Annotated in this window: 13 protein-coding genes; 4 read left to right on the forward strand and 9 right to left on the reverse strand. The window is 47.2% G+C overall.

Translation table 11 applies throughout. The features are described from left to right. Nucleotides 1-36: 36 nt before the first annotated feature. Nucleotides 37-1,446, reverse strand: coding sequence for a TonB-dependent receptor domain-containing protein (locus BKN38_RS00175; protein ID WP_143000169.1), 1,410 nt, complete (start codon nt 1,444-1,446; stop codon nt 37-39). Here BKN38_RS00175 and BKN38_RS00180 point away from each other — a divergent pair. Next, the gene (locus tag BKN38_RS00180; protein ID WP_066457302.1) at nt 1,397-1,726 is read left to right on the forward strand and encodes a hypothetical protein; all 330 of its coding nucleotides are present in this window, start codon (nt 1,397-1,399) and stop codon (nt 1,724-1,726) included. The genes BKN38_RS00175 and BKN38_RS00180 overlap by 50 nt on opposite strands. Here the strand turns inward: BKN38_RS00180 and BKN38_RS00185 are convergent. From BKN38_RS00185 to kdsA, 6 genes are all read right to left on the reverse strand, one after another. Then, on the reverse strand, nt 1,695-1,958 hold the full coding sequence (locus tag BKN38_RS00185) for a hypothetical protein (protein ID WP_070957632.1): 264 nt from the start codon (nt 1,956-1,958) through the stop codon (nt 1,695-1,697). The two genes, BKN38_RS00180 and BKN38_RS00185, sit on opposite strands and share 32 nt — an antisense overlap. A 214-nt stretch (nt 1,959-2,172) precedes the next feature. Continuing rightward, nucleotides 2,173-3,030 carry a DMT family transporter gene (locus BKN38_RS00190; protein WP_066457308.1) on the reverse strand — a complete coding sequence of 286 codons (858 nt, stop codon included), beginning with the start codon at nt 3,028-3,030 and terminating at the stop codon, nt 2,173-2,175. 133 nt (nt 3,031-3,163) lie between these two features. Continuing rightward, the gene (locus tag BKN38_RS00195; protein WP_066457311.1) at nt 3,164-6,055 is read right to left on the reverse strand and encodes a valine--tRNA ligase; all 2,892 of its coding nucleotides are present in this window, start codon (nt 6,053-6,055) and stop codon (nt 3,164-3,166) included. 68 nt (nt 6,056-6,123) lie between these two features. Further along, nucleotides 6,124-7,938, reverse strand: a complete 1,815-nt coding sequence (gene murD, locus BKN38_RS00200) for a UDP-N-acetylmuramoyl-L-alanine--D-glutamate ligase (protein WP_066457313.1) — start codon at nt 7,936-7,938, stop codon at nt 6,124-6,126. 111 nt (nt 7,939-8,049) lie between these two features. Further along, complete coding sequence (mraY, locus tag BKN38_RS00205) at nt 8,050-9,114, reverse strand: phospho-N-acetylmuramoyl-pentapeptide-transferase (protein WP_066457314.1); 1,065 nt, start codon at nt 9,112-9,114, stop codon at nt 8,050-8,052. A gap of 330 nt (nt 9,115-9,444) precedes the next feature. Beyond that, nucleotides 9,445-10,362: a 3-deoxy-8-phosphooctulonate synthase gene (gene kdsA / locus BKN38_RS00210; protein ID WP_082942626.1), complete on the reverse strand. Its 918-nt coding sequence runs from the start codon at nt 10,360-10,362 to the stop codon at nt 9,445-9,447. Nucleotides 10,363-11,529: 1,167 nt separating this feature from the next. Here kdsA and BKN38_RS10155 point away from each other — a divergent pair. Both BKN38_RS10155 and BKN38_RS00225 read left to right on the forward strand, forming a co-directional pair. Continuing rightward, nucleotides 11,530-12,606: an outer membrane beta-barrel protein gene (locus tag BKN38_RS10155; RefSeq protein WP_082942409.1), complete on the forward strand. Its 1,077-nt coding sequence runs from the start codon at nt 11,530-11,532 to the stop codon at nt 12,604-12,606. 171 nt (nt 12,607-12,777) lie between these two features. Then, entirely contained in the window at nt 12,778-13,734 is a 957-nt protein-coding gene (locus BKN38_RS00225; protein WP_066453577.1) for a RelA/SpoT domain-containing protein, read from the forward strand. Between the two features lie 95 nt (nt 13,735-13,829). Here the strand turns inward: BKN38_RS00225 and gpmI are convergent, their stop codons facing one another. After that, the gene (gene gpmI / locus BKN38_RS00230) at nt 13,830-15,392 is read right to left on the reverse strand and encodes a 2,3-bisphosphoglycerate-independent phosphoglycerate mutase (protein WP_066453572.1); all 1,563 of its coding nucleotides are present in this window, start codon (nt 15,390-15,392) and stop codon (nt 13,830-13,832) included. A 332-nt stretch (nt 15,393-15,724) separates the two neighbouring features. Here gpmI and thiD point away from each other — a divergent pair, with 332 nt between their 5' ends. Then, nucleotides 15,725-16,681, forward strand: a complete 957-nt coding sequence (gene thiD / locus BKN38_RS00235) for a bifunctional hydroxymethylpyrimidine kinase/phosphomethylpyrimidine kinase (RefSeq protein ID WP_082942412.1) — start codon at nt 15,725-15,727, stop codon at nt 16,679-16,681. 63 nt (nt 16,682-16,744) lie between these two features. Here the strand turns inward: thiD and BKN38_RS00240 are convergent, their stop codons facing one another. Then, nucleotides 16,745-17,152, reverse strand: a complete 408-nt coding sequence (locus BKN38_RS00240) for a hypothetical protein (RefSeq protein ID WP_066453568.1) — start codon at nt 17,150-17,152, stop codon at nt 16,745-16,747. Nucleotides 17,153-17,346 lie beyond the last annotated feature (194 nt).

Genomic DNA, 17,346 nt, shown 5'->3' on the forward strand with positions numbered 1-17,346 from the left:
TCCGGACAAATAGGGCTAATGTTTGCGCCTGTGCCGCTAATAGAGCCTATAGCGTCTTTGAAATCTGTATAGAATCCTGTGAGCGAAAAAATCTATATACTCATTATCAAACATAGTGCCAAGCTCATAGCTTATAGAGCTTTCTGGCTTTAGCTGGGAATTCCCAATCGCAGCGCCCCAAGAAGCCACGCCGCGCACAGCATCGCTAGATTCGCTAATCGAAGCGGCGCGATAACCTGTCGCGATGCCACCTTTGATATTCCAAGAATCTGTAATATTATAGACTAAATACGCGCGAGGTGCGAGAAATGAGCCAAATTGATCGCTGAAATTATAACGCGCGCCAAGCGTGAAAATAAGCGGCTCGAGGATCTGCAGCTCATCTTCTGCATAAAGCGCTACAACATTGCGATATTGATTGAGTTTATCAAGCGAGCTGTCTTTGAAATGCTCGAGGCGATATTCTGCGCCGACATTTAAGGTGTTGTAATCCCAAAGGGTTAGGCTAAGCCTTGAGCTAGCGATAAAGTCATTTGCCTCCACCGCGCGATCTGCACCATTTGCCAGCATCACACCTGTATTGGTCCAGCGCAAATATTGCAAAGAATTTTTCCAATTTCCAAAGCTGTATTTGCCATCATGCACGATATTTGCATTGATATTTTGGATGCCAAGAGAGGATTTTGTAAGGTTAATCGGCCTTGTGCCCGCAGAAGTCAGCGGATTGTCATAATCCAAAAAGGCATAATCCACATCCGCATAAATCAGATTCTGGCTATTTGGAGTCCAGCTTAGGCGCGCGCCATAGTTTTGCAAGAAGTATTTAAAAGCTGGCGTGTAAGCACCACGCGAAGGCGTGATGACTTGCCCTAGATTATCCCTCACTTCGCCCGGCGCACCATGATGGATGGTTTGCGCGCGCAGAGCCAAGCCCACTTTGCTAGATAATGGACCAGCGAGGTAGATTTGTGGCTGCAAAGTAGAGCCTTGATTGCTAGATTCTGTGATGATGCTACGCAGGGTGATATTCCCGCCCCATTTTTTTGGCACCGGCTTTGTGATGACATTTACCACGCCGCCAAGCGCATCAGAGCCATAGAGCGTGCTCATAGGACCGCGGATGACTTCGATGCGATCAATCGCGCTTGTCGGTGGCATAAAGCCATTATACACATCAACCACGACAAGCTGCGTATTCATCGTGTTTTGACGCATGCCATCAATCAGCACAAGCGTGTAAGCCGAGCTAAGCCCGCGCATAGAGATAGAGGGCGAAGCGGTGTTGTTATAAGAGACATTGACACCGGGCAGAAACTCTAGCGCCTCGCCAAGCGAGCGATAAGGGCGGCTTTGCAAATCCTCTTTGCTCACCACGCTCACACTTACTGGCGCATCCATGATGTCTTTTGCCTGTCCGGCGGTGGCGGTGACTACGGATTTTTCCAAAAGCACGCTTTCGATTTTTTCAGAATCTTTGGAGGATTTGGAGTCGCTTAGGCTGGTAGAATCTAGAGAATCTGGCGCGGTTTGCGCCGGTGTGGTTTGCGCGTTTTGCGCGTTTTGTGTGCTTTGTGCGGGCGCGGATTCTCGCGAGTCTCTTGCGCTGTTTGCGTCGCTAGATTCTGTGGTGGTTTGGCTGTGGGTTTTGTGGCTTGCGGAGGTTTCGCTTTGGGCGCTGGCAGAATCTGGGGATTCTACAGCGAGCGATTTTGAGGCAAAAGGATAAGGCCAAAAGGGATGAGACTAAAAAAGGCGAAGCTAAATGATAGGGCTATGCGCGCAGCAATTGCATTTTTGCTGCTTACCCCCCCCCCCCCGCAGTCTGCTGGCGCTTTTGCGCTTGTGCTAGCTACGGTTTGTTTGGTCGCAGCTTTTGCTAGGAGGCTGTTTTGGCTTGTGCCTTGACTTTTTGCTGGGGTGGTGGCTGGGCTTGATATTTTTCCCAAAATATTTATCATAATAAGAACTCCTTTTAAGATAATTTGCGGCGGAATTATAATGATTTTTCTATAAAAATCAAGATGTTTGCAACAAATTTTTAAATTTTGCAAGAATGGGTTTTGCAAGACATTGTTTAAGATATTAAGTCAAAATGCGAATCATTTGGCGTCTTGCAGAATCTATGCTATTTTTGTGCTTTTGAAATACGCGATGCATTTTCTTTGGTTTTTGCTACTTCCTGCCTAGGTAGTTTATGATATATATGCTACCCACGGCCATGGCGCCGCCGATGATGGTGTAGTAATGCGGCACCTCATCAAGCAAAATCCACGCGAAAAATAGCGCAAAAATCGGCACGAGCAGCGCATAGATTCCGCCCTCCACCACGCCTAGCACAAAAAGCGCGCGATAAAAAATCGTCGTCGAAAACACCGTACAAAACACCGCGACTATCGCTAAATACACCCAAAACTCAAGCGGCGCGCTAAAAATCTGCGCGCTAGGCGAAAGCATGAGGCTAGGGCTAAGCAGCGCAAAGGTGATGAGGCTTGAGTAGAAGTTTAGCGCGATGGCGTTTATGGATTCTGTGGCAAGGCGTGAGGTTATCATCAAAAACGCCCAATCAAGTGCCGCTAGCAAATAAATCACATGAAAAAGGCTAAACATCGCGCGCCAATCGCCAAAAACATTTAGCAAAAACGCGCCAGAAAGCACGCCCAAAGCGAACCCAAAGCGTTCTCTCACGCCAAGCCTGTATTTGCGATACACACTCCAAAGAAACGCCGCCATAATGGGCGCTAGCACCTCGGTGATGACGCCCGCATTCCCAGCATCGCCATAGGGCATGCCCGCATACATGAGATAGGAATACAGCGCATTTAGCGCGCCGGTGAGGATCGTCGGCACAATCGCTTGGCGCGGGCAGGCAAAAGGTATGCGAAAAATAAACATAATAGGCAAAAAGCAAAGGCTGACGATGCCAAATCTAATCGCGGCTATCTGCTCGGGCGCGCCATATTCTATGAGCGTTTTTGAAAGCGACCACACGAGCCCCCAGCCCATCATCGCGATAATCATTAGATTACGCATGGATTCTCGTTTGGCTGGGTTTTGTGCGCTTTTTGGCTATGGATTTTTGCATAAATTTTTGCATGGATTCTTTGTTTGAATTTTTGCTTGGATTCTTGTTTGGATTTTTGCATGGTGATTTGATTTTGCGCGCCTAGTTTAGGTTGATACTCTCTAGCTCGGCGTGGATTTTTGCTAGCCTTGCGCGCGCGTCATTTAGGGCGTTTTGGTTAGATTCTAGCACAGCTTTTGGCGCGTTGGCTAAAAATTTTTCATTGCCTAGCATGCCCTCTATTTTGGCGATTTCTTTCTCTAGCTTTGTCTTTTGGGATTCTAGGCGCGAGATGATGCCGCTTAGATCAAGCCCCTCCAGCGGCAAATACGCCTCGCACAGCTCGCCCACATCCGCCACGCTTTTGTTAGGTTTCTCATCCACTATCGAGATAGATTCTACGCGCGCTAGCTTTTCGATAAGCGCTATAGCAAAGGGCTTTAGCGCGGATTTTGGCTTGATAAATGCCACCTTTATAGGCTTATTGGCAAGCTCGATGCTAGCCTTTGCGCGCCGCAAAGAAATGATGCAATCCATAATGAGCTCAAACTCACGCTCCAGCGCCTCATCGCGCTTAGATTCTAGCGGGTAGCTTGATATCATGATAGAATCCGCCGCGCCGCTTGCGATATCCTCTAGCTGCGTGCCGCCCAGCCTATGATAAAGCGCCTCGCTCAAAAATGGCATATAAGGGTGCAGTAGCTTTAGCGCGCTTTGCAGGACGCTTGCAAGCTCGTATATCGCCTCTTTTTGTGCTTTGGCAAACTCGATGCACCAGTCGCAAAACTCCCCCCACAAAAAGCGATAAAGCACACTCGCGCCATCGTTGAAGCGATAAGATTCTAGTGCGCTTATGACTTCGCTGGTGGCGTGGTTTAGCCGCGATCTGGCGTAGCGTCCTAGCGGTGTGCGGAAGTCATCGATGGAATCTAGTTCTTTTATCTTTGGCGTGAAGTCTGAAATGTCGCCCGCGTTGTTTGCGCTAGATTCTGCGCCACTTTTATCCGCGCCAGCACCAGAATCCACAGAATCTACTTTTGCGCTACTTTCACTCATCTGCTTTAGATAGATTAGCAAAAACTGCGTGGCATTGAAAAGCTTGTTTGCAAAGTTTTTGCTCTGATCAAGTTGCGCGCCAGATAGCCGCACATCGCGCCCCTGCGCGCACGCAAGCGCTAGCGCAAATCGCAGAGAATCCGCGCCATGCGTCTCTATCACGCTTAGCGGATCGATGACATTGCCGCGCGATTTACTCATTTTTTGCCCAAACTCATCGCGCACGAGCGCATGCAGATAGATATCTCTAAAAGGTAGTTTGCCAAGCAGCGACTCACCACTAAAAAGCATGCGCGCCACCCAGAAAAATAGTATATCAAAACCCGTAATAAGCAGACTATTTGGATAAAAATGCTCCAAATCATCGGCATTATACTGCTCGCTTTGTGCGCCGCCATTGCCCCAGCCAAGCGTGCTAAACGCCCAAAGTCCCGAGCTAAACCAAGTATCTAGCACATCTGGATCTTGCGTGAGCGTGTGTGCGCCGCATTTGGGACAGGTGGATTCTACTTCTTTGGTGGAGGCGAATTGATGCCCGCATTCACAATTCCACACCGGAATCCGATGCCCCCACCACAGCTGGCGCGAGATACACCACGGGCGCAGTTCGCGCATCCATGCGTTGAAATTGTTGAGCCAAAGGCTTGGGTGGAATCTGCTCTCACCCTCATTCACGCGCTTTATGGTGCTATCTGCGATTTTTTTATCCACAAACCATTGCTTTGAGATATAGGGCTCGATGATGTTGCCGCAGCGGTAGCATTTGCCGACTTGGTTGGTGTAGGGCTCTATCTTTTCTAGTGCGCCGATTTTTTCTAGCGCGCTTATGATGCGCTCGCGCGCCTCAAGTCGCTCTTGCCCTGCAAATGCGCCTGCATGCGCGTTTAGCACGCCTTTTTCATCAAAGATGATGATGGATTCTAGGTTGTGGCGCTTGCCGACTTCATAGTCGTTGGTATCGTGCGCTGGCGTGACTTTCACCACGCCGCTACCAAACTCCATATCCACCGAATCATCGGCGATGATAGGTATCTCTCTATCAAGCAAAGGCAAGCGCACCTTGCGCCCGATGAGGTGGCTGTATCGAGAATCCGCTGGATTTACCATCACCGCTGTGTCGCCAAAAAATGTCTCTGGGCGCGTGGTGGCTACGATGAGGTAGTCGCTGGATTCTGCGTTTTTGGATTCTGGGCTGGATTCTGCATTTTTGGATTCTACACTAGAATCTTGCGCGCTAGATTCTGGCGCGAGAAAATACCGCAGATAGTAGAGGTTTGTAGCCTGCTCGTGATACTCCACCTCGATATCGCTTAGCGCGCCATCATGCGTGCACCAATTCACCATATAATCGCCCTGCGCGATAAGCCCGCGCTCATACCACGCCACAAACGCCTCGCGCACCGCTTGTGCGAGTCCTTTATCCATAGTAAAGCGCGTGCGCGACCACGCAGCGCTCACACCAAGCGCTTGCATTTGCTCGAGAATCTTGCCGCCGGATTCTTCTTTCCACTGCCAGACTTTCTCTATAAACGCCTCGCGCCCGATGTCTTCTTTGTGGATACCTTGCGCTAGGAGCTGTTTTTCGACGATGTTTTGCGTGGCGATGCCGGCGTGATCGAGCCCGGGCTGATAGAGCGTGACAAATCCGCGCATGCGCTTGTATCGCACGATGATGTCTTGGAGTGTGAAAGTGAGCGCATGCCCGATATGCAGCACGCCTGTGACATTTGGCGGTGGCATGATGATGCTAAAATAGCGGTTTTTAGATTCTGCGCTGGCATTGTTGGTAGAATCCGTTTTTTTAGATTCTGCGTTGGCGTCTTGGTGGTTGGCTTTTGCGCCCTTGCGCGCGTTGCCATTTATCTCAAAATACCCTCTGTTTTTGCAAATCTCATAAATCTTTGTTTCTATCTCTTTTGGCTGATAGCTTTCACTCATGATTTTTCCTTATGCTTTTGGTTTTGCTCGCATTTATTGCCTGTGTCGCTTGTGTTGTGTTTGGCGTGCTAGCGTTGCGTTTGTGTGGCGTATTTTTTGAAAAGATCGCCCCTTTCTTTATAGGAGGAGAATTGATCCAAACTCGCCGCCGCTGGTGATAATAGCCCCACAAAGTCGCTAGAATCCAAAACGCCGCTTGCCAAATCGCTAGAATCTAAACTACCAGAATCTATTTTGGCAGAATCCGCTTTTGCAAAATCCACGCTAGAATCCAAAACGCCAGAATCCAAAGAATCCGCCTTTTTAGATTTTGCTTTAGATTCTGCTTTTTCTAGCGCGCCTCGTGCGGATTTTATCGCATTTACCGCCACTTTTAGCGTTTGGCATGCGCTAGCTTTTATGCCATGCTTTTTGGCTAATTTTAGCAATTTTTCCTCATTGCTCCCTATGGTGAAAATCTGCACGCCCTTATGCACGCCTTTGGATTCTGCGCTTTTTGCGATGTGAGCTAGCAGCAAAAATATCTCCTCGCAATCGGCCCCCTTATCATCACCACCTAGAATCAAAAAAAGCGCCCTGTCCTTGTAGCGCTTGATAGCCTGCAGCGTCGCATCGACATTTGTGCCCTTGGAGTCATCCACCCAAAGCCACTTGCGCCCCAGCGCATCCAGCTCGAAAAACTCCTCGATGCGATGCGCGCCGATAGTGAAGCTGTTTAGATGCGCGCACAATGCGCTTGGCTCTAGCGCGCTAGCAGGTGCGCCAAGCCTCGCAAACGCCGCAGTTTGTGCGATAAATCGCACGCCACAAAGTGCGACTAGCGCATCTAGCAAAAATGGCTCGCCAAATTTTAGCGCGGATTTCTCCACGCCCAAAAATTCGCATAAATCGCCAGAATCTTTGTAAAAAATCGCCTTGCCGCCGGATTTGCCGGGCGCGATAGATTTGCCGGGCGCGGCGGATTCTGCATATTTGCTAGGCGTGCTAGATTCTGCGCGCGCGCTAGATTTATCAGATTTGCTAGATTCTACATACGCGCGCACGAGGGGATGCTCGCGCAAATCATGTGGCAAAAGCGCGAAAGAGTCGCTATCCATGCGCGCAAGCACACTAAGTTTGTCGCGCACATAGCCATCAAACCCGCCATGCCAGCTGATATGATCGGGGCTTAGCGGTAGCAGCAGATACACCTGCGGGCGCGCGCGGTGCGTGTAGTGCATGGCAAATGAGCTCGTCTCTAGCACCCAGATTTTCGCGCGATTTTGTGCTAGGTGGATGAGTGGCGTGCCGATGTTGCCGCCTGCTTGCGCGCCGAAGCGCTCGAGTAGGAAGGTTAGCATTTGTGTCGTGGTGGTTTTGCCATTGGTCCCGCTTATCCAAATCATTGGGATGGTGGATAGGATGGATTCTGCGCTAGAATCTGCGGCGTTTGCGTTGCCTGCGCTATTGGTGATTTTTGCATGCGCTGGGTTCTGCGCGCTTGATAGGCTTTCATCTAGCAGATTCCAGACAAAATCATATTCGCTGATGATATGTTTTGCTTTGGAGAAATATTTGTGTGCCGGCGGGATTCCGGGGCTTATGATTTCTAGCTTTGAGTGGTTTGCATCAAATGCGCTTGAGGGCGCAAAAGTATTGCGCGTGCTAGAATCTAAAGCACCAGAATCCACTTTTGCATTTTTAGATTCTGCGCCAGAATCCGCGCTGGCGTTTTTAGATTCCATGCCCGCGCCAAACTCCGCGCTTTTAGCCTCCACAAACGCATCATCATAGATATCACACGCCACGCCATGCGCGTTTAGAAATGCCACGATTGGCTTTGTCGTGACACCATAGCCTAGAATGCTTATGCGTGAAAATGCTTTTAAAAATCTAGAATCCATCTTGCCTACTTTTCACCTATTTTTACTCGCTTTTTATTTCGCGCCCCTGTCAAATCGCCAAAACGCCAGCCAAAACGCCAAAACCCCGCGCAAATCCGCCACCAAAGCGCCTTACCGCACCTTAATGCTTAGAAGCGCTACGATATTACTAAGGATAGCGATTATCCAAAATCGGACGATGATTTTGTTTTCCGCCCAGCCTTTTTGCTCGAAATGATGATGAATAGGCGCCATAAGAAAGATGCGCTTTTTGCGTGTTTTGTAGCTGCCGATTTGCAGCATTACAGACAGCGTCTCTATCACAAAAATAAGCCCAATTATAAGCAGCAGCACTTCATTGTTTGACACGATAGCCATATACGCCATGAAACCGCCCACGCCGAGACTCCCGCTATCGCCCATGAAAACTTGCGCCGGGTGGCAGTTATACCACAGAAAACCTAGCAGCGCGCCCATGAGCGCTACGCCCACTACCATGAGCTCGCCGGCATTTACCATCGGCAAAAAGAGATATTTGCCAAGCTCGGCATTGCCGGAGAGATACACAAACACACACAGCGTGAAAATCGCGCAGATACTAGGCACGCTCGCCAAGCCATCCAGCCCATCGGTGATATTTACCGCATTGCTAGTCGCTAGAAACACCAGAATCCAAAACGCAATCATAAGGATAGGATAATCGCTTAGCAAAAACAGCGGCTTTTTCACAAAAGGTATGTAAAAATCTGAGCTAAGCCCCGCGCCATAGTGCAATGCGAGGCTAATGCCAAGCGCGCTAACAAGCAGCAAAAGCATTTTTGCGCGCGCGCTCATGCCGGCGTTTGACTTGCGCGAGATTTTCATATAGTCATCGCGCATGCCAATAAGCCCGAAGATAACAATCGTCGCAATGCCAAGCAGGGCAAAAAGGTTGCTAAGCTGCACGCAAAGCAGCGAGGCGATGACAGCACTCGCGATGAAGACGCTGCCGCCCATGGTGGGGGTGTTGCCCTTGCTTTGATGCGCTGGGACGAAGGTAGAGATGGGCTGGTTTGCCTTGCGCGCTTTTGCCCAGAGGATAAATCGAGGCATCACAAACACACATATCAAAAACGCTAAAAAAAAGCTTATCCCGGCGCGGAAAGTCAGATATTTGAAAATATTGATATCAAAGTGGGAATACAGATAATACAGCACAAATGCTCCTTTGCTCGTTAATAGCGGGGTTTGGCGGGTTGCCTTTGGTTTTGTTGCTTTTAGCGTTGCTTGCTTTGGCGTTGCGTTGTCGCTTTTTGGGTTCGCCTTTTGGGCTTTGGTTTTGGTTTGCGCTAGCTTGCTGGATTCTAGTTTGGACTTAAATAACTTGACAAGCGTTTAATTTGACACAAAAAGCGCATTATACCCTAGATTTGCCAAAAACGCTTTAAGCCAAACGAAAACGCAAGAAGCCATAAATGTAAAATTATCAAGCAAATAATGAAGCCTTGTTGTCACAAAAAGTATTTACCAAGGAGCAGAATCTAAAGGCTAAGGGTCTAAAAACCAGCACTGCTTCCCCAGTGCCTCGCGTATCGCGAAAATCTGCTCAAAAAGTGCCGGCAAATCCGCCAGCGGGATCATATTTGGGCCATCGCTTAGCGCATTGCTCGGATCATAATGCGTCTCGATGAAAAGCCCATCCACGCCCACCGCCGCCGCCGCGCGCGCAAGATAAGGCGCGAAGCTAGAATCCCCGCCGCTTTTGCCCCCGCCGGCTCCGGGCATCTGCACGCTATGCGTCACATCAAAAATCACCGGCGCAAACTCGCGCATAATCACCAGCGAGCGCATATCCACCACCAGATTCCCATAGCCAAAGCTAGCGCCGCGCTCCGTCAGACACACGCGATATTTCAGCGACTCATCATAGCTCGCCTCCTCGCCGCCGCGCGTTTTTATCGCTTTTAGCGCGCTGTAGCGCATATCTTTGGGGTTCATAAACTGCCCCTTTTTGATATTTATCATCGCCTTTGTCTGCGCGACCGCCACGATGAGATCTGTCTGGCGGCAGAGAAACGCCGGAATCTGTATCACATCGACGACTTCCGCGAGCTGCGCTGCTTGGTGGCTCTCATGGATGTCGGTTATCAGCTTGTAGCCAAACTCGCGCTTGATAGATTCTAGGACTTTCAGCCCCTCATCGATGCCCGGACCCCGATAGCCATCGAGACTCGTGCGATTTGCCTTATCAAAGCTCGCTTTGAAATAAAAATCTATGCGCGCATCATTGGCAAGCGGCGCTAGTCCTTCGGCGATGCGTCTTATCTGCTCCTCGCTTTCTATCACGCAAGGCCCGCAAAAAAGCGTGAGCTTGCTTGAAGGGCGGTAGGCGTAGGCGGCGTTTTTGGATTCTGCTTTGTTGTTTGCAGATGCTGGATTCTGGGTTGTTTGTTGTGTTGCTTGCATTTTTCTGCCTTTTTGTTGGGGTTTGTGGTTTGGCTGGGATTGCGCGCGCAAAGCGCATTTATCGCTAAATATTGCTTGGCAAATGCGCTTAATGCAAGGTGTCGCCCTGCGCTTTGGCATCGCATTTGGCACTGCCAAACATTCATCTGGCGCAATTATAGACACAATGTCTAAATACTTTTATACTTTCTCTAAATACTTTTTGCTTTCGCGCCTCTTTTTGCGTTTTAGCGCAAATTTTAAAATTTTTAGAATAATGTGGCGCGCCAGCGCAAACCTAGATTCTAAAAATTCGCACGAAGCGCAAACTTAGATTCTAGTTGTAGATTCTGGGGATTTAGAAATTCAAATTGCCAATTCTAAATTCTGATAGCTAAGATTCTAGGATGCCAAAATCCCAGAATTCAAATCTCGCACAACAAAAAATCTCAATTCGTCATTGCGAGGATTCTGCGAATCCGAAGCAATCCAAAGAATCAAAAATCCGTAAGGATTTTTAGTTATTTTAGATAAGAACGCCCCAGCGCCTCGCAACCCCCTTTGTCATTACTAAAGAAGCTTGCGCTTTGCGAGCAACACAGTTGTGAGGCAATCTATTAAAATCTCGCGGGTAATAAACTTTTTTAGTGACCCAAAAATCCGCAAGGATTTTTGGGTAAATTAAATTGAGATAAAAGGCGCGGTAGCGCCGAACCTAGATTCTGCATAGATTTTGCATCGCGGAATTTATGCAGAATCCAAAATTTGCAAAGCAAATTTTCAATCGCATTAAATCTCCGCACAAGCACACATCTCAATAAAACCAAAAATATTCACGCAAGCACACATCTCAATAAAATCACTAGAATCTAGAATCTGGATTTATGCTTCGTGCAAGGTTTTATCTGGCTAAAAATCCTTACACTTTTTTGGCTTAAACTTTTTCAGATTTCGCCTTAGATTCTATTTTGGATTCTACTTTGGATTTAGCTTAAAATTTTCTTTATTTTCCCCTTTCAATTTCGCTTCAGATTCTGCGATTTTATGCGAATTTACACCAAAAATGTTTCATATCGTAATGATTGCATAAAATTTCACGCGGTTTTTGGCTCAATATATTGACCCCCCCCCCCCCATTTTTGTTATCTTGGCACTTCGGATTTGGCTTGTCATCGAGGTTTAGAGCGGATGCAAAATGATGCGTTTAGCGCGATGCAAAATCGCGATGCAAAAACGCAGAATCTAGATTTGCAAATCCAAAACTCGCGCAAAGCCAAAGCGATAAAAATAACACAAAGGACGAAAATGAACGCAAAAAGAGTTTCTGCAAAAAGCATTTCTAGGGTTTTCAAAGTTTTTGGAGCGGTGAGTTTGGTTGGGCTTCTTGGCATGGCAAGTTTGCACGCAGATGAGGCACAAAGCACGAAAGATATGCAGGCTGAAATAGACGCGCTAGAAAAAGAAAATCAGCTGCTAGAGCTAAAGCAGAAAAATGAGAAGCTAAAAGCGGGGCAAAGCTCAAAGGATAACGCAAAAGCAGAATCTAAAAATGCAGTCGTTGATAAAAGCGGCGCATTTGGATTCTGCAAAGGGCAGCATGCAAGCACAGGATGTTTTATTGGTGGTAGCGTTGGTTTGGCGTTTGGAGAAAATTGGATTCCGCCATTTAGCACAGTAAACGGTTCTGATAATATAGGCAGCCAAGAAAAAAGTTTTACAGCTTTTCCTGTAAATATAGATTTAGGCTGGCAGTGGTATTACGCACAAAACGCGGGCTTTAGATTCAAGGGCTATGTGGGATATAGTTATTATGGAACAAAGTTTGATGAGCTGGCAACAATCAGCAATGGGACTCTGACATTTGATACTAGCATCCATGCCCTGCAATATGGACTAGAAGCCAGCTATCTTTATGACTTTATCTACAAAGGCGACCACAACTTTGGGGCACACCTAAGCGTGGGATTTGAAGGGACTTCGTTTGTAGGGCAAAGCGTGGATATTACAGATAGCAGTAGGACAAGGGGCACAACATTCCCAAGCTATAGTAAATTTACTTGGACTTCAGGGATTGGAATCCATTATTTCTACAAAGTGCATCATCAGTTTTTCCTAAGCTATTTGTATAGAGGATATACAAATGACAAAACGGCAGCAAACGAAAGCAATGGGGTAAATGAAGCAGGTGGCGTAAGAGCCAATCTCTTTGAAATCTCCACCACACCAAGCAGCACCATAATGCTGTCGTATGCGTATAAATTCTAGGCTGCTTTAGATTTATAGCCTATCCACTTTGGGATAGGCTATAAATATACAAACTTACCTTACCCCTTACCTTATTGCCTTACAAAACTCAAAAACCCTCAAATAAACTTAATTGTATATTGCTGATTTTTTTGGTATAAATTGCGTCATTTGAACCTATAAAGGCAGGCGATGGATAAAATCTCAAAAACAAAAATACGCAAAATAGGTGAAAATATCAAAAAAAATAATGAAAACGCAGATGATATCGCTATTTTAAATACTTATAGAAACACTCATATTTTAGTCACAAACACGCTTATCAACACTATCAAAGACAAAACGCCAAAGCCTCTATTTATCGCAAGACGCCTCAAAAGGCTAAGCTCGATTAGAGCAAAATTGCAGAGATTTTCTGCTATGGGGCTTGATAGGATGCAAGATATTGGAGGTGTCAGGGCGGTTTTTGGCGATATGCAAAAAACCAAAAATTACGCACAAAAAATCATCGAGCTTTATGATAACAACAAAAGAGCCCTAAAAATCATAAAAATCGATGATTATATTACAAATCCTAAGCCTGATGGATATAGGAGTTTTCATATCGTTTTTGAGTATGCAAAGGGCAAGGACGCGCTCAAAGGCTATAGAATCGAGTTTCAAATAAGAAGCTTGCCGCAGCATTATTGGGCTACTGCGGTTGAGATTTTTTCTCTGATTAGCGAGTCCAATCTGAAGCTAGGACAAGGCGAGCGCGAGCATAAAAGGTTTTTTTACCTAGCGTCTAAAATCTTGCATAATGAAGCAAGTGATGAAGAGATAAAAGAGCTCATCGGCTTAGATAAAACGCATCAGATTTTAAGCTTGCTTGGTGGTGTGAATCTGGCTCTAAGCGCTATCAATACAAAAGAGAAAAATTTGTATTGTGTGATTTGGCTTGATTTTAAGCAAGGCGTGGTTAGCTATACGACTTTTCACAAAAATAACCTTGAAGAGGCTAGTTTGTTTTATGAGATGATGGAGCAAAATAGCGATATAAATGCTGTTTTGGTGGATATCGAAAGCATTCGCAAACTAAAAAAGGCTTATCCTAATTATTTCGGAGATGCAAATCATTTCATCCAATCGCTAAAACAATATATAAAGTGAGTTTATGATGCTAATTTGCAAAATCTAGATTCTCGCCAAAGTCGCTAGAATCTAGCCAAATTCAGAAAAGAATCCGCCAAAGATTCCAGCAGAATCTACACCAGCGGTTTATCCATTTCTTGCGGGATTTCTAGCCCCATGATTTTTAGCACACTTGGTGCTACATTATTCAGCGCGCCAGAATCCACGCTTTTCACACCTTCTGCCATCACAAAGCACCACACATCGCCCACAGTGTGATTTGTCAAAATCTCGCCCTTTTCATTTTGCATCGCTTCGCAGTTGCCATGATCGCTTGTCAGCACCACCGCATAGCCCAGCTCTCGCGCCAGCGCAAATATCTTGCCTAGCTCGCTATCCACTGCCTCCACCGCCTTTATCGCCGCATCAAGCTTGCCTGTGTGTCCCACCATATCACCATTTGCGAAATTCACCACGACAAAATCGATGCCATCTTTCATCGCCGCGCGCACCGCATCGCCCACTTCTGGCGCGCTCATCTCGGGCTTCAGATCATAAGTCGCCACTTTTGGCGAGGGGATAAGCACGCGCGTCTCGCCCTCGAGCGGCTCCTCCACGCCACCATTGAAAAAAAATGTCACATGCGCGTATTTCTCTGTCTCTGCGATGTGTGCCTGTCTTTTGTGTGCGCGCGAAAGCACCTCACCTAGCGTATTTTGGGGCTTTTGCTTGGTGAAAAGTATGGGGTAGGTGAAGCGCTCATCATACTCGCACATCGTGATGATATGAGAAAATCGCTTCGGACGCGCGAAATGCGTAAAATCCTGCGCGCCAAGTGCCTCGATGATCTCGCGCGCTCTATCGGAGCGGAAATTACTCATAATAAGCCCATCATTTTCATCAAACCCGCCAGATTCTGCAAACGCGCCAAAAACCGCGGGCTTGATAAACTCATCGGTGATATTTTCTGCGTAGGATTTGGCGATGTAGTCTCTTGGGCTTAGGCTCGTGGCTGGCGTGGCGTTTGCTAGCATGTTATATGCTTCTTGGATTCTATCCCAGCGCTTGTCGCGATCCATCGCATAATACCGCCCGCAAATGCTGGCGATGCTTATGTCGCCCTTTGCGCCCTCGCCTTGCGCGCCTTTTGTGTCGCCAGCATTGCTAGTGTCGCTAGATTCTGCGCAGAGTGCTTCGATTTGTGCTAGGTATTCTGGCGCGGAGGTTGGCAACACATCGCGCCCATCGGTAATGAGATGTAAAAACACGCGCTTGCCTTTATCGCGCATTATCCTAGCCAGCGCGATAGTATGCGAGATGTGCGAATGCACGCCGCCATCGCTCATAAGCCCTAGCAGATGAATATCGCGCGCGTTTGTGGCGATGTCTGCTAGCAGCGGGTGTGCCGCCAGCTCGCCAGAATCCACCGCCAGCGAGATACGCACTAGGTCTTGATACAGCACGCGCCCAGAGCCGATACTCATATGCCCCACCTCCGAGTTTCCCATCTGCCCGTGCGGCAGCCCCACGCTCTCGCCATAAGTGTGGATGAGGCTATAAGGCACATTTTCAAACAGCCAATCATAAGTGGGCTTTTTTGCCTGTGTGAAGGCATTGTAAGGAGAATCTGGCTTGTAGCCGATACCATCGGTGATGATGAGCACGCATTTTTGCGCTTTTTGCTGTGATGCTTGCATAAAAATCCTTGTTGTGATTTGTGATTGCAAAATGTATTAAAGCCAAAAAGATTAAATATCGCGATATTGCGAGGCTAAACGCGCGCTAGATTCTAGTCGCTGGCTTTAGCGCATAAGCAAATAAAAATCGCGCGAATAATCGCTATAATGCGGCGTGAAATTTAAAAGCAGAATCTAAAAATCTAAGGAGAATCTAAATGGGCGCAAAATATAATCTAGAATCTAAAAATGCAGAATCTAAAAAAGCGGATTCTGCGGAGGCAAAAACTTCTATGGAGTCAGAATCTAAGCCCGCGCATAACGCACGCAACGCGCATACTACCCCCCATATTATACCCGCGCAAACCACGCGCGCTATTCCTATTTTGAGCGTTGCCGGGAGTGATTGCAGCGGCGGGGCTGGGATGCAGGCGGATCTCAAAACCTTTGGCGCGCATGGGCTTTATGGGATGAGTGTGGTTTTGAGCGTGGTGGCGGAGAATACCGCGCGCGTGATAAGTAGCTTTGATGTGCCGGTGGAGTGCATTTTCGAGCAGTTTGAAGCGGTGTTTGAAGACATCCCGCCGATGGCTACCAAAGTCGGCATGCTCGGCTCTAGGCGCATCATGGATGCTGTGGCGCAGAATTTTGAGCGATACAAGCCCCAAAATATTGTCATCGATCCGGTGATGTTTGCCAAAAATGGATTCCCGCTCATGCCAAAAAGCGAGCGGCTGGCGTTTGCCGAGCTCATCTTGCCATTTGCCGATGTGCTGACGCCAAACATCCCCGAGGCTAGCGAGCTTTGTGGATTTGCGATAAAAAGCCTTGATGATATGAAAGAGGCGGCGCGCGTGCTTCATAAAATGGGCGCAAAAAGCGTGCTCGTCAAAGGCGGGCATAGTGGTGAGGCTGGCGATGGCGGTGCAGATTCTAGCGCAGGCGTGGTGGATTCTGCGAATTTGGATTCTGGCGTGCGCGCAGTGGATTCTGGTGTGGCAGAATCTAGCGTTTGCGTGGCGGATTCTGCAAATTTAGATTCTAGTGCAGGCATGGGTGCAAACGATGTCTTTTTTGATGGCGTGGATTTTAGCGTGTTTGCATCGCCTAGAATCCGCACGAAAAACACACATGGCACAGGCTGCACGCTAAGCAGCGCTATCGCTTCAAACCTAGCGCTCGGCCTCCCGCGTGCGCAAGCCATACAAAAAGCAAAAGAATACATCTTTGGCGCGATTTTGCACTCGCTCGAGCTAGGCAAAGGGCATGGACCAACCAATCATTTTTATCGATTTGCGAAAGATTTTTAAGCGATTTGAAAAACAGCTTTTGATTCAAATTTGCTATATTTTATGAGTCACAGTTTCGCGGGTTTATCCTTTTGACTTCCTTGCTGCGCAAATAGATCTCTGAATTTTCTGCTGATGCGAATAGATGGCTTTAGCAGGCATAAATCTAGTTTTTGCATTTGTATAGTTTTCTAGCGCTTTTAGCGCGCCAATAGCCTTCTCCCAAGAGTTTGTCGTAACACCTTCAACTATCCCATAGAGCAAAAATCCCATGATAGGATCGATGGATTTTATCATCTCTTCATACTGCTGATCGCTTATCTCGCCAAATGCATGCGCGCGCATGATCTCACTTACAGAAAACCAGCGCTGTGTCTTGATATCTGGAAACACGCGAAAATAAAGCAGATTCTGCACGCTTTTTAGAATCTCAAAGCGCTCTGTCACGCTTTTGAAAACATCGACATGATTAACTTTATTATTATTTAGCAAACTATTGTGACCTTCAAATAAGTCTAATGTGCTGTCTTGTTGTTTGGTTTTATCTAAAATTGATATTATTTATATAGTTTTTAATATGGCTACATTTTGCATTTATCCCTTAAAGTGGGATTTTACTCTTCCTTCTTCGTAAAATTTATTTATAATATATTTTACTTTTTGCCATACATATTACTTTAGTAAAA

The organism is Helicobacter sp. CLO-3, assembly GCF_001854545.1.
In the GTDB taxonomy this organism is placed as follows: Bacteria; Campylobacterota; Campylobacteria; order Campylobacterales; family Helicobacteraceae; genus Helicobacter_B.

Coding starts and splice junctions, on each gene's coding strand:
- murD (WP_066457313.1), bottom strand. CDS start 7,938: ATGGATTCTAGATTTTTAAAAGCATTTTCACGCATAAGCATTCTAGGC.
- BKN38_RS10155 (WP_082942409.1), top strand. CDS start 11,530: ATGCAAAATGATGCGTTTAGCGCGATGCAAAATCGCGATGCAAAAACG.
- gpmI (WP_066453572.1), bottom strand. CDS start 15,392: ATGCAAGCATCACAGCAAAAAGCGCAAAAATGCGTGCTCATCATCACC.
- BKN38_RS00190 (WP_066457308.1), bottom strand. CDS start 3,030: ATGCGTAATCTAATGATTATCGCGATGATGGGCTGGGGGCTCGTGTGG.
- BKN38_RS00180 (WP_066457302.1), top strand. CDS start 1,397: ATGATGTCTTTTGCCTGTCCGGCGGTGGCGGTGACTACGGATTTTTCC.
- BKN38_RS00185 (WP_070957632.1), bottom strand. CDS start 1,958: ATGATAAATATTTTGGGAAAAATATCAAGCCCAGCCACCACCCCAGCA.
- BKN38_RS00195 (WP_066457311.1), bottom strand. CDS start 6,055: ATGAGTGAAAGCTATCAGCCAAAAGAGATAGAAACAAAGATTTATGAG.
- kdsA (WP_082942626.1), bottom strand. CDS start 10,362: ATGCAAGCAACACAACAAACAACCCAGAATCCAGCATCTGCAAACAAC.
- BKN38_RS00225 (WP_066453577.1), top strand. CDS start 12,778: ATGGATAAAATCTCAAAAACAAAAATACGCAAAATAGGTGAAAATATC.